The 24,961-nt window shown below is 64.7% G+C and carries 24 protein-coding genes; 20 read left to right on the top strand and 4 right to left on the bottom strand.

Features of this window, described 5'->3' with window-relative positions; translation table 11 throughout:
- Positions 1–2: 2 nt before the first annotated feature.
- Positions 3–2,153 (top strand): cation:proton antiporter, encoded by a 2,151-nt coding sequence (locus tag ACOGXH_RS11595; protein ID WP_419930370.1) that lies wholly within the window; start codon positions 3–5, stop codon positions 2,151–2,153.
- On the opposite strand, the gene ACOGXH_RS11590 is transcribed toward ACOGXH_RS11595, so the two are convergent.
- Positions 2,150–3,598 (bottom strand): ATP-dependent helicase, encoded by a 1,449-nt coding sequence (locus tag ACOGXH_RS11590; protein ID WP_419929254.1) that lies wholly within the window; start codon positions 3,596–3,598, stop codon positions 2,150–2,152. The two genes, ACOGXH_RS11595 and ACOGXH_RS11590, sit on opposite strands and share 4 nt — an antisense overlap.
- 93 nt (positions 3,599–3,691) lie before the next feature.
- Between ACOGXH_RS11590 and ACOGXH_RS11585 the strand changes: the two genes are divergently transcribed.
- The 4 genes from ACOGXH_RS11585 to ACOGXH_RS11570 all read left to right on the top strand — a co-directional run bounded on the left by ACOGXH_RS11585 (position 3,692) and on the right by ACOGXH_RS11570 (position 6,476).
- Positions 3,692–4,051 carry a metallopeptidase family protein gene (locus ACOGXH_RS11585; RefSeq protein WP_419929253.1) on the top strand — a complete coding sequence of 120 codons (360 nt, stop codon included), beginning with the start codon at positions 3,692–3,694 and terminating at the stop codon, positions 4,049–4,051.
- 87 nt (positions 4,052–4,138) lie between these two features.
- A complete protein-coding gene (locus ACOGXH_RS11580; RefSeq protein WP_419930369.1) occupies positions 4,139–5,275 on the top strand; it encodes a CaiB/BaiF CoA transferase family protein in 1,137 nt (378 codons plus the stop codon).
- Positions 5,276–5,292: 17 nt separating this feature from the next.
- Positions 5,293–6,093 (top strand): PIG-L family deacetylase, encoded by an 801-nt coding sequence (locus tag ACOGXH_RS11575; RefSeq protein ID WP_419929252.1) that lies wholly within the window; start codon positions 5,293–5,295, stop codon positions 6,091–6,093.
- Positions 6,090–6,476, top strand: coding sequence for a hypothetical protein (locus tag ACOGXH_RS11570; RefSeq protein ID WP_419929251.1), 387 nt, complete (start codon positions 6,090–6,092; stop codon positions 6,474–6,476). Before ACOGXH_RS11575 ends, ACOGXH_RS11570 begins: the two co-directional genes overlap by 4 nt.
- A gap of 18 nt (positions 6,477–6,494) precedes the next feature.
- Here ACOGXH_RS11570 and ACOGXH_RS11565 read toward each other — a convergent pair whose 3' ends face one another.
- Positions 6,495–6,731 carry an Lrp/AsnC family transcriptional regulator gene (locus ACOGXH_RS11565; RefSeq protein WP_419847051.1) on the bottom strand — a complete coding sequence of 79 codons (237 nt, stop codon included), beginning with the start codon at positions 6,729–6,731 and terminating at the stop codon, positions 6,495–6,497.
- Between the two features lie 92 nt (positions 6,732–6,823).
- On the opposite strand from ACOGXH_RS11565, the gene ACOGXH_RS11560 reads away from it, so the two are divergent.
- A complete protein-coding gene (locus ACOGXH_RS11560) occupies positions 6,824–8,395 on the top strand; it encodes a hypothetical protein (protein ID WP_419929250.1) in 1,572 nt (523 codons plus the stop codon).
- A gap of 24 nt (positions 8,396–8,419) precedes the next feature.
- The gene (gene galE / locus ACOGXH_RS11555) at positions 8,420–9,436 is read left to right on the top strand and encodes a UDP-glucose 4-epimerase GalE (RefSeq protein ID WP_419929249.1); all 1,017 of its coding nucleotides are present in this window, start codon (positions 8,420–8,422) and stop codon (positions 9,434–9,436) included.
- 35 nt (positions 9,437–9,471) lie between these two features.
- On the opposite strand, the gene ACOGXH_RS11550 is transcribed toward galE, so the two are convergent.
- Together ACOGXH_RS11550 and ACOGXH_RS11545 are read right to left on the bottom strand one after the other, a co-directional pair.
- The gene (locus ACOGXH_RS11550; RefSeq protein WP_419929248.1) at positions 9,472–11,130 is read right to left on the bottom strand and encodes a phosphoenolpyruvate carboxykinase (ATP); all 1,659 of its coding nucleotides are present in this window, start codon (positions 11,128–11,130) and stop codon (positions 9,472–9,474) included.
- Positions 11,127–11,375 carry a hypothetical protein gene (locus ACOGXH_RS11545; RefSeq protein ID WP_419929247.1) on the bottom strand — a complete coding sequence of 83 codons (249 nt, stop codon included), beginning with the start codon at positions 11,373–11,375 and terminating at the stop codon, positions 11,127–11,129. Before ACOGXH_RS11545 ends, ACOGXH_RS11550 begins: the two co-directional genes overlap by 4 nt.
- A 100-nt stretch (positions 11,376–11,475) precedes the next feature.
- Here ACOGXH_RS11545 and ACOGXH_RS11540 point away from each other — a divergent pair, with 100 nt between their 5' ends.
- The 13 genes from ACOGXH_RS11540 to smc all read left to right on the top strand — a co-directional run bounded on the left by ACOGXH_RS11540 (position 11,476) and on the right by smc (position 24,917).
- Entirely contained in the window at positions 11,476–13,134 is a 1,659-nt protein-coding gene (locus ACOGXH_RS11540; protein WP_419929246.1) for a DAK2 domain-containing protein, read from the top strand.
- A complete protein-coding gene (gene recG, locus ACOGXH_RS11535) occupies positions 13,131–15,302 on the top strand; it encodes an ATP-dependent DNA helicase RecG (protein WP_419929245.1) in 2,172 nt (723 codons plus the stop codon). The genes ACOGXH_RS11540 and recG overlap by 4 nt, the downstream gene beginning before the upstream one ends.
- A 16-nt stretch (positions 15,303–15,318) precedes the next feature.
- Positions 15,319–15,948, top strand: a complete 630-nt coding sequence (locus ACOGXH_RS11530; protein ID WP_419929244.1) for a GNAT family N-acetyltransferase — start codon at positions 15,319–15,321, stop codon at positions 15,946–15,948.
- A gap of 2 nt (positions 15,949–15,950) precedes the next feature.
- Positions 15,951–16,475 carry an RsmD family RNA methyltransferase gene (locus ACOGXH_RS11525; RefSeq protein ID WP_419929243.1) on the top strand — a complete coding sequence of 175 codons (525 nt, stop codon included), beginning with the start codon at positions 15,951–15,953 and terminating at the stop codon, positions 16,473–16,475.
- Between the two features lie 27 nt (positions 16,476–16,502).
- Positions 16,503–16,982 carry a pantetheine-phosphate adenylyltransferase gene (gene coaD / locus ACOGXH_RS11520; RefSeq protein ID WP_419929242.1) on the top strand — a complete coding sequence of 160 codons (480 nt, stop codon included), beginning with the start codon at positions 16,503–16,505 and terminating at the stop codon, positions 16,980–16,982.
- Positions 16,975–17,565: a hypothetical protein gene (locus tag ACOGXH_RS11515; RefSeq protein WP_419929241.1), complete on the top strand. Its 591-nt coding sequence runs from the start codon at positions 16,975–16,977 to the stop codon at positions 17,563–17,565. Before coaD ends, ACOGXH_RS11515 begins: the two co-directional genes overlap by 8 nt.
- 35 nt (positions 17,566–17,600) lie before the next feature.
- Complete coding sequence (locus ACOGXH_RS11510; protein ID WP_419929240.1) at positions 17,601–18,098, top strand: YceD family protein; 498 nt, start codon at positions 17,601–17,603, stop codon at positions 18,096–18,098.
- Between the two features lie 69 nt (positions 18,099–18,167).
- Positions 18,168–18,347: a 50S ribosomal protein L32 gene (gene rpmF, locus ACOGXH_RS11505; RefSeq protein ID WP_419929239.1), complete on the top strand. Its 180-nt coding sequence runs from the start codon at positions 18,168–18,170 to the stop codon at positions 18,345–18,347.
- Between the two features lie 32 nt (positions 18,348–18,379).
- The gene (gene plsX, locus ACOGXH_RS11500) at positions 18,380–19,375 is read left to right on the top strand and encodes a phosphate acyltransferase PlsX (RefSeq protein ID WP_419929238.1); all 996 of its coding nucleotides are present in this window, start codon (positions 18,380–18,382) and stop codon (positions 19,373–19,375) included.
- 88 nt (positions 19,376–19,463) lie between these two features.
- Positions 19,464–19,763, top strand: a complete 300-nt coding sequence (locus tag ACOGXH_RS11495) for an acyl carrier protein (protein WP_419929237.1) — start codon at positions 19,464–19,466, stop codon at positions 19,761–19,763.
- Complete coding sequence (gene rnc / locus ACOGXH_RS11490; protein WP_419930368.1) at positions 19,760–20,482, top strand: ribonuclease III; 723 nt, start codon at positions 19,760–19,762, stop codon at positions 20,480–20,482. The genes ACOGXH_RS11495 and rnc overlap by 4 nt, the downstream gene beginning before the upstream one ends.
- A gap of 28 nt (positions 20,483–20,510) precedes the next feature.
- The gene (locus ACOGXH_RS11485) at positions 20,511–21,356 is read left to right on the top strand and encodes an Fpg/Nei family DNA glycosylase (RefSeq protein ID WP_419929236.1); all 846 of its coding nucleotides are present in this window, start codon (positions 20,511–20,513) and stop codon (positions 21,354–21,356) included.
- 66 nt (positions 21,357–21,422) lie between these two features.
- Positions 21,423–24,917, top strand: a complete 3,495-nt coding sequence (smc, locus tag ACOGXH_RS11480) for a chromosome segregation protein SMC (RefSeq protein WP_419929235.1) — start codon at positions 21,423–21,425, stop codon at positions 24,915–24,917.
- Positions 24,918–24,961: the final 44 nt, after the last annotated feature.

The following is a 24,961-nucleotide window of genomic DNA, read 5'->3' as shown; positions in this document are numbered from 1 at the left end:
CGATGGTCTTTGCCGCCGAAACGGGAGGGTTCGACCTCCTGGTCTTTTGGGTGAACATCCTGGTACTGGTGGCCGTCTCCCATCTCTTCGGTCTGGTGATGAGAAGGGTGGGGATGCCCTCGGTGGTGGGAGCGCTGCTGGCCGGGCTCGTGCTGGGACCGTCGGTGTTCGGGGTGGTTTGGGAGTCGGGTTTCGAGTGGTTCTTGCCGGAGATCGGCCAAGGCGCGCAGTGGACGTTGCTGGCCGCGGTCAGCTGGATAGGGGTTGCCCTGCTGTTGGTGGTGACTGGGTTCGAGACCGACTTGGGGCTAATCACCAAGCTGGGGCGGCCTGCTCTGTTGGTTACCGCGGGCAGCCTGGTGGTGCCGCTGATCGGCGGCATCGTGGTTGGCCTGTTGCTGCCCTCTTTGTTCTTGGCCGAGGGTGCCGAACGGCTCACGTTCACGTTGTTCGTGGCGTTGGCAGTCGCCGTGTCGTCTCTGGCAGTAGTGGCGAAGATCCTCAGCGAACTGGGGCTGATGCGCCGGGACTTCGGCCAGATCACTGTGGCCGCGGGCATGGCCAACGATGTGATCGGCTGGATCTTGCTGGGCGTGTTCACCGGCTTGGCCACCTCAGGCGAGGTGTCGGCCGGGCAGGTGTTGGCCACGCTGGGGGGAATTGCGGCCTTCGGGGTGTTGGCGCTGACAGTGGGCCAGCGCGTCGTGGACTTGCTGTTGCGACAAGTGCGGCGCACCGGGGGCAGCCTGGCCGCGGCGCTGGGCGTGGCCATGGTGACCATGCTGGGATTCGGGGTGGCCACTGAGTGGCTGAAAGTGGAAGCGGTTTTGGGGGCATTCGTGGCTGGGGTGGTGCTGCACCGGTCACGCTTCCAACACGACGACGTTCTCCACCATCTGGAGGGACTGACCAATGCCCTGTTTGCGCCGGTGTTCTTCGCCACTGCTGGCTTGCAGGTAGATCTCCGCCTGTTGGACAACGCCGAGGCCCTGTGGTGGGCCTTGATCGTGCTCGGAGTGGCCATCGTCTTCAAGTTCGCCGGGGCCTACGGAGGTGCCCGCCTTGCTGGCCGTACCCACCGGGCGGGACTGGCCTTGGGTGCCGGACTGAATGCCCGAGGAACCCTGGAGATCGTCATCGCCACCGTGGGGTTGAGCGTCGGGGTGTTCAGCCCTACCGCTTTCACGGTAATCGTGCTCGTGCCGGTGCTGACCTCGCTGTTCGCCTCGGCCACGCTGCGAGGGGTGGTGAACAACTGGCAGGGAACCCCCGACGAGCAAAAACGCCTCGGTCGAGAGCAGGCGCTGAGTCGGAACCTCGTCGTGCGAACCTCCCGGCTACTGCTGCCCAGCCGGGGCGGCCCGGAGTCCATCGCCGCGGCCCAGATCCTGCATTTCGCCTGGCCTATCGAGGCTGGGGCCACCGTTCTCACAGTGGGCGATCGAAATGCTGAGGTGGATATCACCCCACTGCGCAACGTGCTTCACGACCGGGCCTTGGAGCACCGACGGGTGCGTGGAGACGATCCAGTGCGGGCCATTATCGATGAAAGCCGGCTGGGGTTCGGAGTCATCGGGCTGGGTGCTCTGGACTACGCCGACACCATGCAGGTGATCTCGCCCCTGGTGGACGGGGTTTTGTCAGAGAGCCCCATACCGGTGGTGGTGGTACGCCGGGCGAGAAACATGGACCGGCCGCTCCCCGGGGCCTATAGCCGGGCGGTGGTTCCAGTTACCGGCAGCCCGGTGTCGCGGGCCGCTCAGGAGGTGGCCTTCAACCTCAGCGCGCAGCTCGGCACCGAACTGCACCTAACCCACGTCAACACCATTAGGAGCGATCCCGCAGGTCTGCCGTCGCTGTTCAGCCGCCGAATGATCGCCCGCAGCGGCAGCATCGTCGGAGTCCAGGTGGTAGCCCAAGCCGAGGAGCTCGCCATTGAACTGGGGGCAACCACCCAGACAGTGGTCATGGACGGCACCTCGCCAGCCGATGAGATTTTGAAGCTGCAACGAGACATTGAGGCCGACCTGGTGGTCATGGGGGCCAACCTCCGCCGGGTTGGAGATCGACCGTTCCTAGGCCACCGTGTAGAGCAGGTGCTCCGAGACTGCGATGCCACCGTGGTTGTGGTGCTCATCCCGTTCGACCTCTAAGCGGCACTGAGGATGGCGTTCAGATACGGCGAGGGGGAGCGGGCTGACGTCCGGTCTCCGAAAGCCCGCTCCGCGGCCCAGTGGCAGTGCAGCTCTCTCTCGGCCCTAGTGATGGCTACGTAGAGCAGCCGCCGCTCCTCAGCAATCTCGGCCGGCGACTGAGCCCGGCTGATGGGCACTAGTCCCTGCTCCAGGCCGGCCAAATGCACGATGGGCCACTCCAATCCCTTGGCCGCATGGAACGTGGCCACATCCACTGCGTCGGAGCCAATTGGAGGGGCTGCTCCAGCGCCGTCATCGGTTCGGTGGGAGTCGATGCGAACTCGACAGGGGATCTGCGCCTTTTCCAGTGTGGCTGCCAGCTTGGCGGTCTGGGCATTGGTGCGGGCCAGCACGGCCATCGATGACCACGCCATTTCGGGGCCCTTGGCGTCGCGCAGGGCGCGAGCGATGGTTGCTGCCTCGTCGAAATCGTCGACATGGGTGCTCACCGTCGGCCGGGGACCGTCCAGGCTGTGGGATGCCAATTTGGCCGCCCCCGCAGGCAAAACCGCCCTTCCCGCGGCCAATATCTGAGGAGTGGAGCGGTAATTGTCCAACAGGTCGAGCACCTCAGCACCGGGGAACCAGCTGGCGAACCGCTCGATGTAGTCGGAGTCCGCCCCGTTCCAGCTGTAGATCGCCTGGTTGGGGTCGCCTACCGCGCACAGGTCGTTGCGGTCCCCCAGCCAGGCCCGGAGCAACTCGAACTGGAGGCGGTTCACGTCTTGGAATTCGTCGACGAAAAGGTGCTGGTAACTCCAGCGGCGGGCCTCGGCGTAGTCGGGGTCGTCGGTCAAGTCCCTCAGTGCCAGGATCAACAGGTCGTCGAAGTCCACCACTCGTCGCTTGACCTTCTCGCTCTCATAGCGCAGGTAGAGGTCGGCGACGACGCTGTGGTCCAGTGCCGGCCAGCGGCGGAGGCCGGCAGCCCTTTCGCAATAGTCATCGGGGGTAATGCGGTGGGCTTTGGCCCATTCAATTTCGGCCACCGCATCTTGCACCTCGGCCTTGGCCAGGCGCAGTCCTGCTTGTCTTGCCGCCCGGGCGACCAGGCCCCGCTTGTCCTGCGCCAATTCCGGTGGCTTGATCCCCCTCTCGGCCCAGCGAGTGCGCAGCTGGGCATACGCGGTGCTGTGAAAGGTACCCGCGCTCACCGAGTCCCGCAGACCCAGCCCAGCCAGGCGCTCGCGAAGCTCAACGGCCGCCTTACGGGTGAACGTGATGGCCATGGTGCGCTTGGGGTCGATAGCGCCGATGCCGGCTTGGTGGGCAATTCGGCGGGTGAGCACCCTGGTCTTGCCGGTGCCCGCCCCGGCGCGGATGCACAATGGCGTCTCCGGGGATTCCACCGCGGCCCGCTGCCGCTTGTTCAGCCCCTCCAAGAGCCCTTCAAACACGCTCACCCCACCACGGTACCGACGCCGGTGACAGTTCGGATCAGCGGTCTTCCAGCGTGTCGAGGCGGGCCACAGTGGGCGGTGATGATTCATGGGAATATGGCAGGGATGGTTGTGGTGTCGAGGGAGCGGTTTGAAGCGTTGGTGGCTCAGGCGCTGGACGAGATTCCCGATGACCTGGCCGAGTTGATGGACAACGTGGCGGTGCTGGTGGAAGACGAGGGCGAGGATCCGGACATCTGGGGGCTGTACGACGGTGTGCCCCTCACCGATCGGGTCGACTACGGCGGGGGTGAGATGGTGATGCCCGACCGCATCTACATCTACCGCCTGCCCATCTGCGAGGGGTGCGAAACCGAGTCCGAGGTGGTCGAGCAAGTGTGCATCACCGTCATCCATGAGATAGCCCACCACTTCGGCATCGAAGACGATCGCCTCGACGAGTTGGGCTGGGGCTAGGCAGTCGAACAAGGACCGGCATCTTGGGCTGCCTCGCTTGACGGGATTACGGGTACTGTCCCAGCGGTGAAGACCTCAGGAGGCAGCATGGGACCGCTGAAGGGCATTCGCGTGGTGGAGATTGCCGGAATCGGGCCGGGGCCGTTCGCGGCCATGATGCTGGCCGATCTGGGGGCCGACGTGGTGCGTATCGACCGGGCCGACAGGGTCCGAGACGAGGTCCCCGACACCCCTCATCCCGACCTGTTGAACCGGGGTCGCCGCAGCGTGGGCGTTGATCTCAAGCACCCCGAGGGCGCCGAGACCGTGCTCAAGCTGGTGGAGGGCGCCGATGGGCTGATCGAGGGCTTCCGACCCGGCGTGGCCGAGCGCCTGGGCATCGGCCCCAACGCCTGCCTGGCCCGAAATCCGAAGCTGGTATACGGGCGGATGACCGGATGGGGCCAGGATGGCCCCTACTCGTCCATGGCCGGCCACGACATCAACTACATCGCGCTATCGGGCGTGCTGGGGGCCATCGGCCGGGAGGGGGAGGCACCGGTGCCTCCGGTGAACCTGGCCGGCGACTTCGGCGGGGGAGGGATGCTGCTCGCCCTCGGAATGCTGGCCGGGATGTTGGAGGCCCGCACCTCGGGACAGGGCCAAGTAGTCGATGCCTCCATGGTGGAGGGCTCCGCCCTGCTGATCACCATGATCTATGGCATGCAGGCCATGGGGGTATGGGGGCCGCGGGGCACCAACATGCTGGACACCGGCGCCTGGTTCTACGACGTCTACAAGTGCGCCGACGGCGAGTACATCTCGCTGGGCTCGCTGGAACCCCAGTTCTTTGCTGAGATGGTGGAGAAGACCGGCATCGACGCCGACGGAATCGACCAGAACGACCGCGCCACCTGGCCGGAGATGCGAGACCGACTGGCCGCCGCAGTCAAGGCCAAGACCCGGGACCAGTGGTGTGAGATCCTCGATGGTTCCGACGTCTGCTTCGCACCGGTGCTCAGCCTGGCCGAGGCCCCGGAGCATCCCCACAACATCGCCCGTGGCACCTTTGTGGACGTGGACGGTGCTCTCCAGCCCGGACCCGCTCCCCGCTTCAGCCGCACCCCTGGGGAGATCGCCCGTCCTGCCCCCAACCCCGGCCAGCACACCGCCGAGGCACTAGTCGACTGGGGCTTCGATGCCGCCGCGGTGGCTGCCCTTCAAGAATCGGGAGCGGTCAAGTAGATGGGAGCAGGCAAGTAATGGCCACCATGGTGAACTTCCACGCCCATCCCGATGACGAGGCCATTGCCACTTCCGGCACGATGATGAAGGCAGTCGCCGACGGGCACCGGGTGGTGTTGGTGGTGGCCACCAAAGGGGAGCAGGGTGAACCGGCACCCGGAGCGCTGCGCCCGGGCGAGACGCTGGGCGAGCGCCGAGCGGCGGAGACCCTGGATGCGGCCGAGATCATCGGCGCGCACCGGGTGGAGTTCTTGGGCTATGAGGACTCGGGCATGGCTGGCGAGGAGTCCAACAACAACCCGGCAAGCTTCTGGCAGGCCGATTTCGGCGAGGCGGTGGACCGATTGACACGCATTCTGGTCGAAGAATCCGCCGAGGTGCTCACCGTGTACGACGATCACGGCGGCTACGGCCACCCCGACCACATCCAAGTTCACCGAGTTGGGGTGGATGCAGCCCGCCAGGCCGGAGTGGAGAGAGTGTTCTACGCCACCATGAACCGCACCCAGATCTTGCGGCAAATGGCCGAGGTGGAGTCTTTCGCCGAGGCGATGGAGGAAATGGACGTTGAGCGGGCGGAGCGGTTCAGGGAGGAGGAATTCGGGACTGAGGAGGCGGACATCACCCATGCGGTGGATGTGAGCGCCTACCTGGAGCACAAGCGGGCGGCCATGCTGGCCCACACCAGTCAGATCACCGCCGACTCCTTCTTCGGCTCCATGACCGACGAGCAATTCGCCGATGCATTCGCTACCGAGTGGTATGTGGCCCCCGGACCACCGCGCACCGGCGACTTTGCCACCGACTTGTTCAGGTGAGCTTGGGGACGGGCCTATTGGCCGCGTCGCTGGCCGGCTTCCACGACTGGTTCTCCTGGGTGGTGATGCTGGCCAACGCCGCCGCGGGGGGATGGGCTCTGGGCGCCCACTTTCGACCGCGGTGGCGCGGCTGGCCGTTGTGGACGTTCATTACTGCGGCCCAGGGCACCATCTTCGCCCAGGTGATCGTGGGCGTTTTGTACGAGAATCGTTCGGGGGCCGATCCGGGAGACTTGCACCGCCTCTACGGCTTCGCGGCCATCGCCGCGGTGGCCATCGTGTACGCCTACAGAATGCAGCTCGCCCACCGTCGTGAACTGCTTTATGCCGGCGGCAGCTTCTTTCTGGCTGGCCTGGCCATTCGGGCCATGATCCTCAGCTGATTGAGGACCAAGCCTCGATCAGAGGTTGACGACGGGACAGGTGAGGGTCCTGGTGATGCCGTCCACCATCTGGATCTGGCTCACAACCAGGCGGCCGAGTTGGTCCATGGACTCAGCCTCGGCCTTGGCGATCACGTCGTACGGACCGGTCATGATCTCAGAGATCACCACGCCATCGATCTCGCGTATGGCCTCGGCCACCTGACGGGCCTTGTCCATTTCGGTTTGGATCAGAACATATGAGCTGACACCCACGTGACTACACCTCCGGTCGGTTATTCCGCATCGTACTCAAAGCTGCGCTCCAATGGGCGAGCAGGTCAGGCGCAGCGCAATGATGTAGGCCCATGAACGGTGCACCCGCCAATCCGTATCTCGCCGATTCCTCCTACGGCATTGCCCATGGCCGGTGCGACCAGCAGGACAACGTGCCCTGGCGTGGGCCAGAGGGCCCCACCGAGACGCTCGACGAGACGACCGACCTCCAGTACGCCTGGCTCGGTCCGTGCCATTTCGGCCATTTGATTTCGGGGCTGTATCCCGACGGCCGACGGGTGGTGTGGAGCAACGGCCGCCAGAACATCGCCAAGCTCGACTACGAGACCCTCGAGATGCTGGCCGATCACGAGATTGTCGGCGGGGAAGGTCGCACTCCCATCGAAGATCTGGAGGTCAATTTGCTCGGCCTCGACAAGAAGGACGGCTGGGAGGCCGTCGAACACGCCATCGAGCTCTCGCTGAAGTTCATGACCGGCATTGACGGGGTCTATGCGCTGCTGGATTGCGACCACACCCTGTTCCTGGGCCGCAAAGACCACGCGGTGGCCTACGTGGAGACCGATCCCTCCGATCCGGCGTCGCCCATTGTGGAGCGAGACCGATGGAACAAGCCCGACCACATCGAGGGCTTCTTCGTGGGGATGAACATGACCTTCGACGGCAAGCTGGTGATGACCACCGATCACGGCTGGGTCATAGTTCTAGAGCGTGACTTCAGCGCCTATCACGCCCTTCAGATAACCGGCGGGGCCGAGATCGCCGCCGAGTACTGCGCCCGGCGGGCTGCGGAGCGGGGCAATACCGGCTACGGCTGGGTTCGCACCAGCATCTGCGTGGACAGCGACAACGGCATCTACGTGTCGTCCAACGACCACCACCACAAGCTGCGCTGGACGGGCACCGAGATCACCGACGATCCTGCTGACGGCTGCTGGATGGTTCCCTATCGCAACGGCGGCGGTCACGGCTCGGGTACCACGCCATCGCTCATGGGTTTCGGCCCCGACGAGGACAAGTTCGTGGTTATCGGCGACGGCGACGAGGTGGTCAACATCACCCTGTTGTGGCGAGACGAGATCCCCGACGACTGGGAGCAGCTGCCCAACGCCCCCCACCGCCGCATCGCCGGCATCGGGCCGGCCAACATGGGCAACCCCGACCTGGCTGAGATCAAGACCGAGCAGTCGATCACCGTGTCGGGATACGGCGCCATGACGGTGAACAACGAGCCGGCCTCGATCCCTGATGGCTATCCCGCGCGGGCGGCCCGGATGCTGTGCTTCATGCTGGGCCACAAGCCGGAGTACCAGCCCCACGGCCTCCACAAATATGAATGGGATCCGGCGTCCCGAGAGCTGAAGGAGGCATGGGTCAACCTCGATATCTCCTCGCCCAACTCGGTCCCATTCGTGGCCGAGGAGAGCGGGCTGGTCTACACCTGCGGGGTTCGCGACGAGCGCTGGACGATCGAGGCCGCCGACTGGGCTACTGGAGTGTCGCGGTTCCACTACGTACTGGGTGGTTCCAAGTTCAACACCATCGGCGCGGGGGTGACCGTTGACGACGACGGCCGGCTGCTGTTCGGGTCGATGTACGGCAAGACCCGCATCCTGAGGGGTCCAGGGAAGACCCCGAGCTGAGAGCGCTCCGCTAGCGTCCACGTTATGGCGTCGGTGCTGGTGACCGGGGGAGCGGGCTATATCGGGAGCCACACTTGTGTCGCACTCATGGAGGCTGGCTGGGAAATTTCCGTACTGGACAGCTTGGAGAACTCTTCGAGTGCCGCGGTAGACGCGGTGGCGGAGATCACCGGCCACCGGCCGCGCCTCGAAGTGGCCGACTGCCGAGACGAGGCCGCGGTGGAAAAGGTGATCACCGAGATGAGTCCCGATGCCGTGCTGCACTTCGCGGGTCTCAAATCAGTGCCCGACTCGGTGGCTGATCCGCTGCGTTACTACCGCCACAACCTGGAATCGACCGCCGTGCTCATGGAGGTGATGCAGCGCGGCGGCGTCCGCCGGATGGTGTTCTCATCTTCGGCCACGGTCTATGGGCCTCCCGATGAGTTGCCGGTGTCAGAAGCGGCGACAACCCGCCCGGTCAACCCCTACGGATGGACCAAGCTCCTCATCGAGCAGATGATCGCCGACGTGGTTCGGTCTGATCCCCGCTGGTCGGCGTCGCTGCTTCGCTATTTCAATCCGGTAGGAGCTCATCCCAGCGGATTGATCGGAGAAGACCCCGAAGGGGTGCCCGGGAATCTGATGCCCTATCTGCTCCAAGTGGCGGTGGGCCGCCGCGACGCGCTGCCCCTGTATGGGACCGACTATCCGACCCCGGACGGGACCGCGGTGCGGGACTACATCCACGTGATGGATTTGGCCGAGGGCCACCTGGCTGCCTTGCAAGCCCTGGAGTCGTCGGCCGGGCAGGTTCACACCTACAACCTGGGCACCGGCCGGGGTGCGTCGGTGCGAGAAGTGATCGCCGCCATGCGAGAGGCCACCGGCCATCCCTTGCCCCACGAGGAACTCGGCCGTCGCCCTGGCGATGTCCCCGAGCTGTGGGCCGATCCCGCCAAGGCTCGCTCGGAGTTGGGCTGGTCGGCAACCCGCTCGCTGGCCGAGATGTGTCGAGACGGCTGGGCCTGGCAGTCGAAGAATCCACAGGGCTATAGCTAGAGCATCTTCTGGATGCCCAACTTGCGGATTGACAGCTAGAGCATCGCCTTTATGCCCAGCGAGGCGTAATCCTGTTCCTCGTAGTTCTGGCGGAACAGATCGCGCAACCGAATGGCGGCCTCGTCGTAGGCCTCGGGATCACTCCAGGTATTACGGGGATTGAGCACTTTGTCGGGAACTCCCGGGCAAGATACGGGAATTCTCAGCCCCAGGATGGGGAGCCTGACGGTGTCCACTGTGTCGAGGTCGCCGTTTAGAGCGGCGTCGAGCAGCGCCCGGGTGTGGGCGATGGACATGCGGTCTCCCACCCCGTAAGGCCCTCCCGACCAGCCGGTATTCAACAAGATGCAGCGGGCCGAGTGGGTGTCCATGCGATGGGCCAATAGTTCGGCGTACACCGATGGCTTGTGTGACATGAACGGTGCTCCGAAGCACGCGCTGAACGTGGCTTGCGGCTCCACCACCCCGACCTCGGTGCCGGCCAGCTTGGCGGTGAACCCCATCACGAAGTGGTACATCACCTCGTCCCGCTCGAGGATCGAGACCGGGGGCAGCACGCCGAAGGCGTCGGCGGTCAACAGCACGATGGTGCGGGGGTGGGGCCCCTTGGCGCCGGGGGCCACGTGGGGATTGCAGGAAAGCGGGTAGGCGAAACGGGTGTTCTCGGTGATGGAGTCGTCGGTGAGGTCGAGGTCTTGGGGATCGGTGTCGGCCAGGTCCCGGCCAGGCAGGGCGGGGACGTTCTCGATGAGGGTCCCCGCCTTCGACAAGGCGGCAGCGATGATTGGTTCGGCCTCCTTGTCCAAGTCGATGAGCTTGGCGTAGCAACCGTCCTCGAAATTGGCGATCCCCGATTCGGTCCACACATGCTCGTCGTCGCCGATCAGGCTGCGGTCGGGGTCAGCCGACAGGGTTGTCTTCCCAGTGCCGGACAGGCCGAACAAGATGGCGCTGTTGCCGCTGTCGTCCACGTTGGCCGAGCAGTGCATGGTCAGCTGCTTGGCATCGGGCAGCACGAAGTTCATCACCGTGAACATGGTCTTCTTGACCACGCCGCAGTAGTCGGCCCGCCCGATTACTAGGCCCAGTCGGTTGCGCAGGTCCATGATGACGGCCCGGTCGGTGCGGGTGCCGTCGCGGTCGGGATCGCACCGGAAGCTGGGGACGTTGATCATGGTCCAGCCGACGGCATCGCGGTCGGCGTCGTCGCGCACCCCCTTGGGGAACATGATGTTGGCGAAATAGGCGTGGGTGGCGTACTCACTAACTAGCCGATATGGGATGGCGAACTCGGGGTCCCAACCGCAGAACACATCGGCGGTGTACAACGTGGCCCTTTGTTCGTTGAGATGGGCCAGCACCCGATCCAGCAGACCGGTGTAGTGGTCGCTGCCCAACTGGCTGAAGTCCGACTTCCACCACACTTCGTCCACTACTTCGGGCCAGGCCACTGCGAAGGTGTCTTGCACGGGACGTCCGGTGCAAGACGGATCGGAGTAGAAGATCAGCGGTCCGTCGGCGCCCAGCGCGGTGGCGAACGCCTTCTGGTCGTTTTCGCCGCCGTCGATGCGGGTGCGGCCCCGGTCACCTTCGATGGCCGCGGCAAAGAGCTCGTCTTGGGTAAGTCCGGCCCGGACATCCACCGAGTCCAAGCCGAAGCGAACGCGGAGCTGATCGGCGACCTCGTCGGTCACGCGGTCTCCGAATCACCAGCGGGTGTGAGGAACGAAGGGGTGCCCATGTCCACCTCTGAGCCCAACCGCAGCCGGGTGGCCTGCCCTTCTGCCAGGTCGAACAGCACCCGCTGGCCTTGGCGCAGCATCCTAAACACCGATCCCTCCAGCGCATCGGGGGCCAAGTCGAATTCGGCCAAATCGGTGTCGCGAACAACCACGCCGAGACCGGTTGCGGGATCGTAAGCCTTGATCACACCCTGCACGGGGACTCTTTCTGTCAGTGATCGGGGATTAAAGGCAGGGTAACGGCTGGTCTAGACGGTTCGCGAGTCGGGCAAAGCCAACTAGCTAGCATCGCGGGGCATGACGGCAGATCGTCTGGGGGCTGATGGGTTGCGGGCCACCATGGAGTGGTTCCGCGACGCCCTTGCCATACACCGAGACGTCATCAACCAGCTCAACGTGTATCCGGTGCCCGACGGCGACACCGGCACCAACATGGCGTTGACCTTGGAAACGGTGGTGACCGAGGTGTCGGCCGCCGGGGATCAGATGAGCGAGGTTTGCCACGCCATCAGCCATGGTTCGCTTATGGGGGCCCGGGGCAATTCCGGCGTGATCTTGTCGCAGATCCTCCGGGGCTTGGCCGAGACGGTGGCTACCGCTGGACACGTCGATCCACCGGTCCTAGCCGGTGCGCTGAAAAAAGCATCGGTTGCGGCCGATGAAGCGGTGTCTACCCCGGTGGAGGGGACCATTCTCACCGTGGTGCGAGATGTGGCCAACGCCGCTGCCGAAGCGGTCGAGGAGGGGGTCGACGGCCTTATCCAAATGGTGGAGGGATGCCAGCAGGCGGGACGGGCGTCGCTGGATCGCACGCCGGAGCTGCTGCCCCAGTTGGCCCGGGCCAATGTGGTGGACGCCGGGGGAGCGGGTTTTCTGCTGTTCCTGGATGCGATGGCCACCGCGATGGACGGTCGGCCGCTGCCCGACCCGCCGCCGGTGGACCCCACGGCGGGAGTGGGGGCGGCAGTGGCCGGGGCCGACGATCCCCACGGAGTGGATGACGACGCTGATGGCACCCGCTATGAGGTGATGTTCTTCTTGGAGGCCGACGACGATCGTATTAGCGACTTCCGCTCCGCCTGGGAGGCCCTGGGCGATTCCATCGTGGTGGTGGGCGGCGACGGCCTATGGAACTGCCATATCCACAGCAACGACATCGGTGCCAGCATCGAAGCGGGCATAGGCGTTGGTCGTCCGTACGACATACGGGTGACCGACTTGTTCGAACAGGTGGAACACGTGGAGTCGCTCACCGCCGCCGAGATCGGCGGGACCGTCACCACCATTGCCGGCGAACCGGTTCGCACCGCGGTGGTGGCCGTGTCGGTGGGGGCGGGGGTGCGCCGAATATTCGAGTCGCTGGGGGTTCGAGCGGTCATCGCCGGGGGCCAGACCATGAATCCCTCCACCGAGCACTTTGTGCAGGCGGTGGAGCAACTCGACGCGGCTGAGATCGTGCTTCTTCCCAACAACAAGAACATCGTGCCGGTGGCCGAGCGGGTGGACGACTGCACCGATGCGGTTGTGCGGGTTGTGCCTACCAAAGGGATCGCCGAGGGCTTGGCCGCCTTGATGGCCTATGACCCGTCGGCCACCGCCGATCAGAATCAGGAGGCCATGGCCGACGCCGCCTCCGAGGTGGTAACTGGGGAGGTGACCCAAGCAGTGCGCGACACCGAGAGCGAGCTGGGACCCATTGCTGCGGGCCAGTGGCTGGGACTGGATCGCGGTGGGTTGCGGGTGGTGGCCCCGAGCGCGGCACAGGCGGGTACCGGGCTTCTGGCCGAGATCATCGACGACGGCCATGAGCTGGTGACGGTGATCGCCGGCGTCGACGCCGCATCGGCCGATGTCGGGGAAGTGTCCGCTTGGCTGGCCGAGCATCATCCGGCGATCGAAGTGGAGATCCACGAGGGCAACCAGCCGCTCTATCCGTTCTATTTCGGAGTGGAGTGACCACGCCGCCCTCGGTCAGCTCTGAACAGGGAGTGGCCAGTCGGTCTCCGCTCACGATGGCCGACTTCGAGGCAATGAATGTCGAAGTGCTGAGCGGGGTGGGGCGGGCCAAGGCCAAGGCACTGGCCTCAGTCGAGGTGGAATCGGTACTGGATTTGTTGACCTACTACCCCCGCCGATACATCGATCGGACGAACCGAGCCGCCATCTCAGACCTGGAAGACGGCGTGGAGGCCATGGTGATGGCCCGGGTGGACAGCGTGTTCTCCAAGAAGCTCCGAGGCAGCCGAACGCTGGTCAGGGTGACGGTCAGCGATGACACCGGCCGCCTGGGCCTGATCTTCTTCAATCAGCCCTGGCGGGATCGCCAGCTGTCCCAGGGCCAGGAGGTAGTGGTCTTCGGAAAGCTGGACCGGTATCGAGGTCAGAGCCAGATGACCAATCCCATTGTCGACCTGGTGGGCGACGAGACCGGTCGCATCGTGCCGGTGTACCCCCAGTCGGGCAAGGCCGGACTCCAAACCCGGGAAATCAGGCGGTGGGTGGACGAGGCCTTGCGGCGATCCGAGCAGCGGGGGATCAGCGATCCGGTTCCCGAGTCGCTACGGCAGCGCCACGGCTTGATCGGCCGCCATCAGGCTATAGAGGGTATCCATCGACCCGACTCCATGGACGCCCAGTACACCGCCCGCGATCGGCTGGTGTTCGACGAGCTGCTTCGCCTCCAACTCAAGCTCATCATGCGCAAGCGGGCGGTGGAGCGGGCAGCAGTCGGCATCTGCCATGACACCGGTGGCGAGCTCGTCGACCGGTTCACCGCCTCGCTGGGGTTTCCCCTCACTGGTGCCCAGCGCCGGGTGATCGCCGAAGTGGTGGCCGACATGGCCCGTCCGGTGCCGATGCACCGCCTCTTGCAGGGCGATGTGGGAGCGGGCAAGACCGTGGTGGCGGTGGCCGCGATGCTCACCGCAGTTCAGGGCGAGCACCAGGGGGCGCTCATGGCCCCCACCGAGGTGCTGGCCACCCAGCACTTCTTGGGGATTCGCTCCCTGCTGAAGGACTTGGCCGTACCCGCATCTGAAACGCTGCTGGCCGAGCGGCCCCTAAAGGTGGCCTTGCTCACCAACCAAACGCCGGGAGCCGAGCGGGCCCACATTCAGGAGTCCCTCGTCACAGGGACCATCGACATTGTGATCGGCACCCACGCCCTCATCCAGGAGGGAGTGGAATTCTCCTCGCTGGGAGTGGTGGTGGTGGACGAGCAACACCGCTTTGGGGTGGAGCAGCGGGCCGCGCTGCGGGCCAAGGGCTCCCAAGCAGCCACGCCCGATGTGCTGGTCATGACAGCCACTCCCATACCCCGAACCGCGGCCATGACCGTGTACGGCGATCTGGACGTGTCCACGCTCGATGAGATGCCCCCGGGACGAACGCCGATTGTCACCCGTTGGGCCCGTTCCGCTGCCGAGGAGGCCGAGGTGTGGGAGCAGGTCAGAGCCGAGGTGGGCAAAGGCCGCCAGGCGTATGTGGTGTGCCCGCTGATCGACGAGTCAGACAGCATCGAGGCCCGCTCGGTCACCGAGACCTACGAGCGCCTGCAAGAAGACGAGCTGGCTGGCCTGCAAGTCGGTCTACTCCACGGCCGGCTCACCCCAGCCGAGAAGGAGTCGGTGATGGACCTGTTCCGAAGCGGGGCCATCGATGTGCTGGTGGCCACCACTGTGATCGAAGTAGGGGTGGATGTGCCCAACGCCACCGTCATGGTGATCGTGGACGCCGACCGGTTCGGAATAGCGCAACTTCACCAGCTCAGAGGCCGGGTGGGCCGGGGCGAGGAAGAATCTTCCTGCTGCCTGCTAGCCGCCGATGCGGTGGGGGTGGCCGCTGAGCGGCTCCGGGCCTTGGTGGACACCACCGATGGGTTCGAATTGGCCGAGGCCGACTTGGAATTGCGGGGCGAGGGCACCATATTGGGGGAGCGCCAAAAGGGCCGGAACGATTTGCAGCTGGCCTCCCTGCGCCGGGACAAGGACTGGGTGGTGTGGGCCCGCGAGGCTGCCGGGGAGATGCTGGACGATGATCCAGACCTTCAACAAAAAGCAGAGCTGCGGGCCGAAGTCGAACTGCTATTGGTAGACGACGACGCCGACTACCTGCTGAAGAGCTGAGGTCCGAGGAGGAACCGTGTTGGAGATCGTGCGAATGGGTATGGAGCGACGGGATCGGATCGCGGAAATCTGGGCCGACGCCTTTGAGCAGGATCCGCTGATGAAGTGGGTGTTTCCCGACGATGCTGCCCGGCTAGAGTGCTTGACCCGCTGGTGGGGTTTCTGTCTCGACCATCTGCCGCCGGCCTCTGAGCTGCACGGAACCCGGGCCGACGGCTGCGTGGCCTACTGGCAACCCCCCAAAGACCAGAACGGCCAGACAACGGGATCCGACGATGCTGATCCAGGCGAGTCTGAGGGCCAAAGGGCCTTCATCGCCATGATGACTGAGCTGGTAGGGGATCTGGCCCCGTCCCGAATGGAGGCCTTGGGCAAGATGCAACAGGCCCGGTTGGACGAGCCCCACTGGTACTTGGCGGTGTTGGGCACGTCATCGCAACAGCAGAGCAAGGGCCTGGGAAGCAGGGTGCTGGCGCCGATGCTTGATCGCTGCGACCGGATCGGCGCCCTGGCCTATTTGGAGTCGAGCAACCCGGCCAACGTGGGCTTCTATCGACGCCACGGATTCGAACCCTACGACGAGTTCACGCTGGGCGACGGGGTGCTGATCACCCCGATGGCCCGAGAACCCCGCCCCCCCGAATAGCGATGACGCTTCGGATCATCGCGGGGGAGGCCCGGGGGCGGCGGTTAACTACCCCTGAGGGCATGGAGGTGCGGCCCACCACCAGCAGGGTACGGGAGGCGGTCTTCAACTCGCTGCACAGCCAGGGCTGTCTGGAAGACGCCGACGTGCTGGACCTGTTCGCCGGCTCCGGGGCGCTGGGACTGGAGGCCGTGTCCCGGGGAGCAGCCTCGGCCACGTTCGTGGAGTCGGCTCCGGCTGCGCTGGCCGCGCTGAAGGCCAACATCGACGTCACCGGGTTCAACGACCGCTGCCGGGTGGTGCCCGGCGATGTCATGAGAGAGCTTGCTGGCCTGGGCCATGGCTTCGACGTGGCTCTGTGCGATCCCCCCTATGGGTTCGATGCCTGGCCTGAATTGGTGTCCCAGCTCCCCACGGACACAGTGGTGGCTGAGTCCGATCAGGCAGTGGAGCTCGGACCCCATTGGGATGTCGTAAAACAGCGGCGCTACGCGGGTACCGTTGTGGTGATTGCCACTCGGCGATAGCAACCAAAGACCCCTGGAGACCCCTTCGTGACGCGTGTCCTGTTCCCCGGATCGTTTGATCCCATTCACAACGGTCATATGGAGATCGTGGAGACCGCGGCGCGCCTGTTCGAAGAGGTGATCGTGGCCGCGGTGTACAACCCTCAGAAGACCCCTTTGTTCGAGTTGGACGAGCGTCAGTCGATGCTGGAGGAGTGCTTTGCCCACCTGCCCAATGTGCGGACCACGATGTTCGCCAGCCTGGTGGTGGACCTGGCCAAACGGGAGGGCGTTGACTTCATCGTGAAGGGCCTCAGGGCGGTATCCGATTTCGAGAACGAGCTACAGATGGCCCAGATGAACCAAGCCGTCTCCGGAGTCCACACGCTCTTCATCCCCTCAGCCAGCAAGCACTCTTTTCTGGCTTCCAAGCTGATACGCGAGCTCGCCCGCTTCGGCCAGCAGATTGACTCAATGGTCCCCCCGCCGGTGGCCAAACGACTGATCGAGAGGTACCCAGATGACTGATATCGACCCCAACTCAACGGCAACGCACCAAACGACCGCCGGGACGTTCGTGGATCCCGAATTCGATCTGCTGTTGCGCCGAGCGATCGAGTTGATTGACGCGGCCCGGCCGATGCCCCTGTCGGCGTCTTCAATGATCAACAAAGAGGAAGTCCTTGAACTGCTTCAAAACTGCCTGAACCGTCTTCCCGAGGAGATGCGGGCGGCTCGCTGGCTCCTCAAAGAACGTGAGGACTTCCTGAAGAGGGTTCACCGAGAGGGAGACGAGATCTTGGTGGCCGCCCGAACCCAGGCAGAGGCCATGGTGCAGCGCACCGAAGTGGTCAAGGCAGCCGAGCAGCGGGCCCGGCGGATGGTGGAAGAGGCCGAAGCCACCGCTCGACGACTGCGCTTGGAGACTGAGGACTATTGCGACACCAAGCTGGGAAGCTTCGAGAACGCCCTGGAGCGAATTCTGAACACTGTCAAAGAGGCCCGGACCCGACTTCAGGGCGATCCGCTGGCCGATCTGGTTCGAGCCTACGGCCCCGAGCCGGAACCGGAACCGGACGACGGATTCTTCGATCAGGACACCTTGGGCTGATCTGCGAGAGGAGCGGCCATGTCGAGCCGGTTGCCATGACGAGCCAGCTGATAGTGCCGGTTGCGGAACTTCTGCGTCGTCCCGGTTCGTCCCGAGAGCTCTCCATCCACGTAGACGTCGATGATTGGGCCACCTCTGATGCCGCGGTTCATGGTCCGGTTGATGTCCAACTCCAACTGGAGTCGGTCATCAGCGGACTGGAGGTGACCGGCTCACTGGAGGCAGGGTGGCGGGGGTCATGCCGGAGGTGTTTGGAGCCCATTGAGCAGACGGTGCAACAGGATCTGCGGGAGATGTTCAGCACTGCCCCGACCGATGAGGAGACATATCCGATTCAAGACGGTGAAGTAGATCTAAACCCTATGGTGCGCGACTGCCTTGTCCTCGCCCTGCCCATCGCTCCGCTCTGCTCCGTCGATTGTGCCGGACCGGCGCCTGATGCCTACCCCATGAACCAGCCTGAGCCGTCTCCCGAAGACCGTCCCAAAGACCCCCGCTGGGCTGCGTTAGACGCGCTGCGCACCGGCAAGTAGATTTGTACGTTGCGTTCGCGCCGATTCTGATCAGGGCGCGGCATTCCCTTCCCCATGTAGGACCGTTCGATGGCTGTACCCAAGAAGAAGACATCCAAAGCCAAGGGACGCAGCCGCCGGGCCGCGGCCTGGCGAGTGTCCGCGCCGGCACAGAGCACCTGCCCCCGCTGCGGATCGGTCAAGCGGCCGCACCGGGTGTGCAAGGTATGCGGCTGGTACGCCGGGCGTGAAGCGGTTGAAGTGGCCTGAGCCACCCTCTGTAGTCACATAAGGGGCGTCAATTGACATCGCTTCCCGTTGCCGTGGACGCAATGGGGGGTGACGATGCCCCTCAATCGGTGTTGGCTGGAGTTCGAATCGCCGCGGAGCAGGGGATACCCGTGCTTCTGGTGGGACAAGCCGAGCAGCTGACTGGGTCTGGGGACTTCGAGGTAATCCCCGCATCGCAGGTCATCGCCATGGGGGCTGAGGGAGCTTCCAGCGTCCGAAAGATGAAGGATGCCTCGGTCGTTCGGGCCGCAGAGGCGGTGCGCGACGGCCGGGCCGCGGCCATGGTCAGTGCTGGCAATACCGGAGCGGCTATGGCCGCCTCCCTGCTGAGAATGGGTCGGATCCGGGGGGTGTCCCGGCCGGCCATCGCCACTCCGATTCACGTTCCCGGCCGGGCCTGGCCCAACGTGCTGCTGGACTCAGGAGCTAACACCGAATGCAGTGCTGGGTGGCTGGTGCAATTCGCCCAGATGGGTGCGGTCTATTGCCGCGACCGGTGGGGGGTCGAGAAGCCCAGAGTCGGGCTCTTGTCCAACGGCGAGGAGGCTGGCAAGGGCTCGCCCCTGGTCAAGGAGGCGTTCGAGCTGTTGGAGGACCGGGACTGGCAATCCCGGACAGGTGCGATGTTCACCGGCAATGTGGAAGGGCGAGACCTGCTGGAAGACCTCGTGGACGTAATCGTCACCGACGGCTTTACCGGAAACGTGGCCCTCAAGACCGCCGAGGGAGTGGCCAAGCAGCTGATTGGCGCACTGCTGGGTGCATTCGACTCCTCTGATGAGGCCCGTCAGGGGGCCAAACTGCTGGCCCCGGCGCTTGGACCGCTCTATGAGGAGTTCAGCCCCGACTCGGTGGGCGGAGCCATCCTGCTCGGGGTGAGGGGTGTGAGCATTATCAGTCACGGGGCCTCGTCACCGAGGGCGTTGGCCAACGCCATACAGGTGGCCCATGAGCTGGCCGAACGCGACACCGTGGGCTCCTTGCACCGAGTTCTGTCACCCGAATAGGGGTTACATCTGCGTCCGGTGGGTGGGAACAGCGGCAAGCTGGCTTATACTTTTCGGGCGCAGTATTGCTGAACCGCCCGGAGAAGACGTGCCATCCGAAACCCATGTCGAACAGAGTCCGCTGGATCGCGACGGGGTCTTGAGTCTCGTCACTGAGTGTTTGGCCGACATTTTGGAGATCTCTCCCGACCGGATAAGCGAGGGCCAGGCCTTTGCCGACGATCTTGATGCCGACTCACTCGCCCTCATCGAGCTGGTCGAGACTCTGGAAGAAGAATTGAGCGAGAGGACGGTCGGATTCAGCATCGATGACGAAGATCTGGAGGATCTCAAGACGGTGCGAGACGCCGTCGACTACGTCCACGGCCGTCTGAGCCGAAGCTCCTGACTTCTGATCCCGACCTCGCCGCTCTAGCCGAACGCCTCGGTTATAGCTTCACCCAGCCCAGCTTGCTGGTGGAGGCGGTGACCCATCGATCTTGGTGTGCCGACCACGCCGGGGCTTCCTCCAACGAGCGACTGGAATTCTTGGGCGATGCCGTGTTGGCCCTGGTGGTGACCGATCACGTATACGCCGCCTACCCCCAGATGGCCGAGGGCCAATTGGCTCCCCTGCGAGCTGAGGTGGTCCGAGCCGAGACCCTGGCTGATCTGGCTGTTGAGCTTCAGCTGGGCAAGGCTCTCCGCCTCGGACGGGGGGAAGAGGCGTCTGGAGGGCGGGAGAAGCAGTCGATTCTCTCCGATGCCATGGAGGCGGTGATCGGCGCGGTCTACCTGGATGCTCCCTGGGAGGTTCTAACCGATCTGGTCCGGGGATGGCTGGCCGATCGCATCGCCGCGGCGGCCGAGGGCCCCGGTATACGAGACTTCAAGACCAGATTGCAGGAGTACTGCGCCCGCAGCGGCTTAGATGCCCCGGAGTATCGGTTGTCGGAGAAAGGTCCCGACCACGCCAAGCAATTCCTCGCCGTTGTGTACATGAACGGCGTGGAGCGGGGTAGAGGCAAGGGCCGGTCCAAGAAGCAGGCCGAGCAGGCCGCAGCGGCCTCATCCTGGCAGTCCCTGGACTCTGGGGCGGTCGCCGCCGGGGCGGGAGCAGCCTCGTGATCTCATCAGTACGAGTAGGAGTGACCCGATGATCGCATTGCCGGAAATCGAGACCATCCGCCGCGACCTGGACAGGGAGCTGTCCGGTCTTCGCATCAAGTCGGTGGAGGTCATGGAACCGGGGTATGCCAAGCGGTCGGGAGGACCGAAGAAATTTGTCAACCGGTTGGAGAAGCTGAAGATCACCAACGTGCGCCGTCGGGGGCTGTTCTTGATCATGGGCCTGGACAGCGAGGACGTGGTGGTGGCTCGCTTGGGCACCGGCGGCCAGCTGCGACGCCACGCCAACCGGGACGAGGTCGAGCCCAACACCGCCCTGTCGATCACCTTCACGAAGAGCGGGCAGCTCCGGCTGGTAGATGAGCCGGGAGATGCTGAACTCTTCTTGGCCAACGCCGAAAAGCTGGTCGAGGAAGTCCCCGAACTGGAAGGGCTGGGCATCGATCCCCTCGATCAACCGGTGCCCTGGCGCATGTTCGGCCAGATCCTCTTGGCTCAGGACGCCAAGTTGAAGGCCGTGCTGACTGATGATCGCGTTGTGGTCGGTTTGGGCGAGATGTACTCCGACGAGATCCTGTTCGCCGCCGGTTTGCGATTCGACCGCCTGCCGAATTCGTTGGGGCCCCAGGAAGTGAGGCGGCTGCACCGGGCGATGGTGGAGACGCTTCACGACGCGGCCAAGCACCGGGGGGCGTCGCTGGAGGATGGCCACTACCTCGACGTGCACGGCCAGCCCGGCGGCTACGAGGAGTACCTCAACGTGTTCAAGCAAGCGGGCCAGAAGGGACGGCCCTGTCCCCGCTGCCACCGCCCCATTCAGAAATATCGTTTCCGCCGCCGGTGGACCTATTACTGCGAGCAGTGCCAGATCTGACCTCCGAAGTGCATTTGGGCAAGTAGTTCCACTAATCACGGCCCTCCGCTGGGTAGGGTCGCATAGGTGTTCTTGAAGGCGTTGACGCTTAAGGGGTTCAAATCCTTCGCTGATTCCACCACGCTGGTCTTCGAGCCCGGTGTGACGGTGATTGTGGGTCCGAACGGCAGCGGCAAATCCAATGTGGTTGACGCGGTGGCCTGGGCTCTGGGCGCTCAAGCCCCGACCTCGGTGCGCTCGGCCAAGATGGACGACGTCATCTTCGCCGGGACTGCCTCACGGGCGGGCTTGGGTCGGGCAGAGGTGTCGCTGAGCATCGACAACACGTCCCGTCTCCTGCCCATCGAATTCGAAGAGGTGACCATCACCCGCACGCTGTTTCGCAGCGGAGACAGCACTTACGCCATCAATGGGGTCCCCTGCCGCCTGCTTGACATCCAAGAGCTGCTGAGTGACTCCGGTGTTGGCCGCCAACAGCATGTGATCGTCTCCCAGCGCCAGATTGAGGGCGTTTTGAGCGCGCGGCCCGAGGACCGGCGGGCGGTTATTGAAGAGGCCGCCGGTGTATTGAAATATCGCCGCCGCAAGGAGAAGTCAGAGCGGAGGCTGGCCGCATCCGAGGCCAACCTCACCCGGTTGTCCGATGTGGTTCGGGAGATCCGGCGCCAGCTTCGGCCGTTGGAACGACAAGCCGAGGCCGCTCGGCGCCATGGCGACTTGCTGGCGGAACTGAGCGGTCTTCGCCGCTACATCGCCGGTCAGGAGATCGATCAGCTGCGCCAGCGGGTTCGCCAGTTGACCCAGGACCAGGCCGCGGATCGCCGCGAGATGCAGCAGATCACCGTGCAGGCGGAGGCGTTGGATCGAGACCTGGCCGCGGCCGAGGCCCAGCTCTCGGCTGCTGACGGGCAGGACATCAGCGATGCCCTAGTGCGCTTTGAGGGAATCACCGAACGGCTGCGGGGACTGGAGGCCCTGTTGTCGGAGCGCAACCTCCGCTTGCAGCGCGATCGCGACGTCGCAATGGACGAGGACGTGGTGGCCACGCTGGAGGCCGAGTCGAATCGTCTCGCCAGCGAGCTGCTCGAGGTGGAGGATTCGGCGGCAGCTATGGAGCCCGAGGCGGCCGCCGTGGCCGGTGCCGAAGAAGAGCTAGAGCAGCTCCGCCTATCGTTCGATGAGCGATGGGGCGACCAGGGCGTTCCTGAATCAGATTCGGATGCCCCTCGAATTAAGGGTGAGATAAGGATCTTGGAGGCGTCGATCCACCGGGACCAGGCCGAGTCGGATCTTCTGGGCCGCAATCTGGAAGCCCTGGAGGGGCGCCGACAAGAACTGGTTGAAGAGCTGGACCGATGCTGGGCCGAGGCCAAGGAGGCCGAGATTGCTCAGCAGGCGCGTATACAGGACTACGAGCTGGCAGAGCGTTTCACTCAGGAGGCTCGAGCGGCCCACGAGCAGCAGAAGGCCGCTCTTGGGGAGGCGGTCGGAGTTCTTCAGGCCTGGGAAGCCCGCCGGGAGGCCCTGTCCCTGGCCTTGGACGAAGCGCGCGATCAATCCGGGGCCCAGCGACTGGTGGGCGTCGAGGGCGTGCTCGGCACTTTGCTCGAGGTGGTAGAAGTCGACCGGGGATGGGAGGCCGCATTCGAAGCCGCGGCCGGTGAGGCTATCGCCGCGGTGATTGCCACCGACACCGAGGTCGCCATGAGGGCAATCGCCACCCTGGAAGCCGACAGCGTGAGCGGTGCGGTCTTGGCCCTGGGAGGGTCAGCCCCGCCGGCGCCCACTCCTCTCGTCGGGGATCCCCTGCGTCCCCGAGTGCGCTCGTCGGTGGCCGGCGTGGACCAGTTGCTGGACGCGCTGATCGGCACCGTGGGGGTGCTGGAGAGCAGTGAACTGGCGGCTGAGGCGGTGATCGGCGAACCCGCCGCGGTGGTGGTTACCCGTCGTGGCGATCGGTTCTCTTCCTCCGGATGGCGAGTGGGCGTGCGCCGTTCAGGGGCCACCAGAGGACTGCTCGAAGAGGCCGAAGAGGCATCGGCAAGGGCTAGAGAGGCGGCTGAAGCCGCCGAACAGCAGTTGGTAGTGACCGAACACCAGTTGGGGGAGGCAAGGCGAAATGAGGCCCGAGCCCGGGAGGTGGCACGGCAACACTCAGACTCCCTGGACGCGGTTCGGGCTAGGGGGAATGGGGTGGAGCGAGAGCTTCGCGACGCGGAGGTTGGGATTGGGGCCCTTGGCCCGCGCCGCTCAGAGTTGGAGGCCAGGATCGACGAGGATCGCCGTCGGCTAGACGACCTTCTTCAGGAACTGCCCCAGCACCAGGCCAAAGAGGTGGAGCAGCGCGCCCGCGCCGAGAATTTGTACCGAGACCGCGATGAGCTGGCCCAGAAATACCAGGCAGTTGGCAGCCTCCGCTCTGACTACAAGGTAAGGACGGCTGGAATAGAGGAGCGACGCCGGTTGCTGACTGCGCAGCGAGACGAAGTTGAGCGGCGGCTGAGCCAGATGGACCAATCCCGGGCCGAGGCCGCCTCCCGGCGCGAGGCTGTCGACCAGCGGCTGTCTATCGTCGACCAGCTTCTGGGCCTGGTATCTGAACGGGCCAAAGAGACGAGCCACCAACTTGAAGGGCTGCGTCTTCGGCGAGCCGAGGAATCGGAGGCGGCCCGGGCCGCCGCCCAGCGGCTCGAGGGCTTGCGCAGCCAGCGAGCTCTGGCCGAAGCACGGCTGGGCCAGTGCCGGGAGAGAGACCGAAGCGCGGGGATCGAGTTGGCCGAATCTGGGATCAGGCTGGAAGCAGCCACAGATCGGTGTCGCCGCGAGCTGGACTGCGAGCCCGGCGAAGCGGTGGCCGCCGAATGCCCGCCTTTGGAACCGGGCATCGCCCCCGCAGACCGGGTCAGGGCCTTGGAGCAAGAACTGCGCATCATGGGACCGGTGAACCCGCTGGCGCTGGAGGAGTTTGAGGCGCTCTCAGAGCGGTATGAGTTCACCCAGGCCCAGATCGACGACATCCGCCAAAGCCGCCGGGAGCTCCGCAAAGTGATCCGCAAGATCGACGAGGAGATCGTCGGCGTGTTCTCGTCGGCTTATGCCGACGTGGCCCGCAATTTCGCTGATCTGTTTGAGACGCTCTTTCCCGGGGGCGAGGGCAAGTTGCGGCTCACCCAGCCCGACGCTCTGCTGGACACCGGGGTGGAGATTGAGGCCCGTCCATCGGGCAAGAACATCAGGCGTTTGAGCCTGCTCTCGGGCGGGGAGCGCTCGCTTACCGCGCTGGCTTTCCTGTTCGCAGTGTTCCGCAGTCGTCCTTCGCCCTTCTATGTAATGGACGAGGTGGAGGCCGCTCTCGACGATGTCAACTTGCATCGCTTCCTCCAGCTTGTGGATGAATTCCGAGCCGACGCCCAGCTGCTAATCGTCAGCCACCAAAAGCGCACCATGGAGGCGGCCGACTGTCTCTACGGCGTGTCTATGAAACCGGGGGGAAGCTCCAAGGTGCTATCAGAAAGAGTGGTGGTAGCCTCAGAACCGAAGGTTTTGGTCGAGCAAGGCTGAGGACTCAGCACACAGTATGAGCAACGAGTTGCTGAGGACTCAGC

Origin of the sequence: Candidatus Poriferisocius sp. (assembly GCF_965208355.1) — a bacterium.
Lineage (GTDB): Bacteria > Actinomycetota > Acidimicrobiia > Acidimicrobiales > Bin134 > Poriferisocius.
This window is presented reverse-complemented; position numbering and strand designations above follow the sequence as displayed.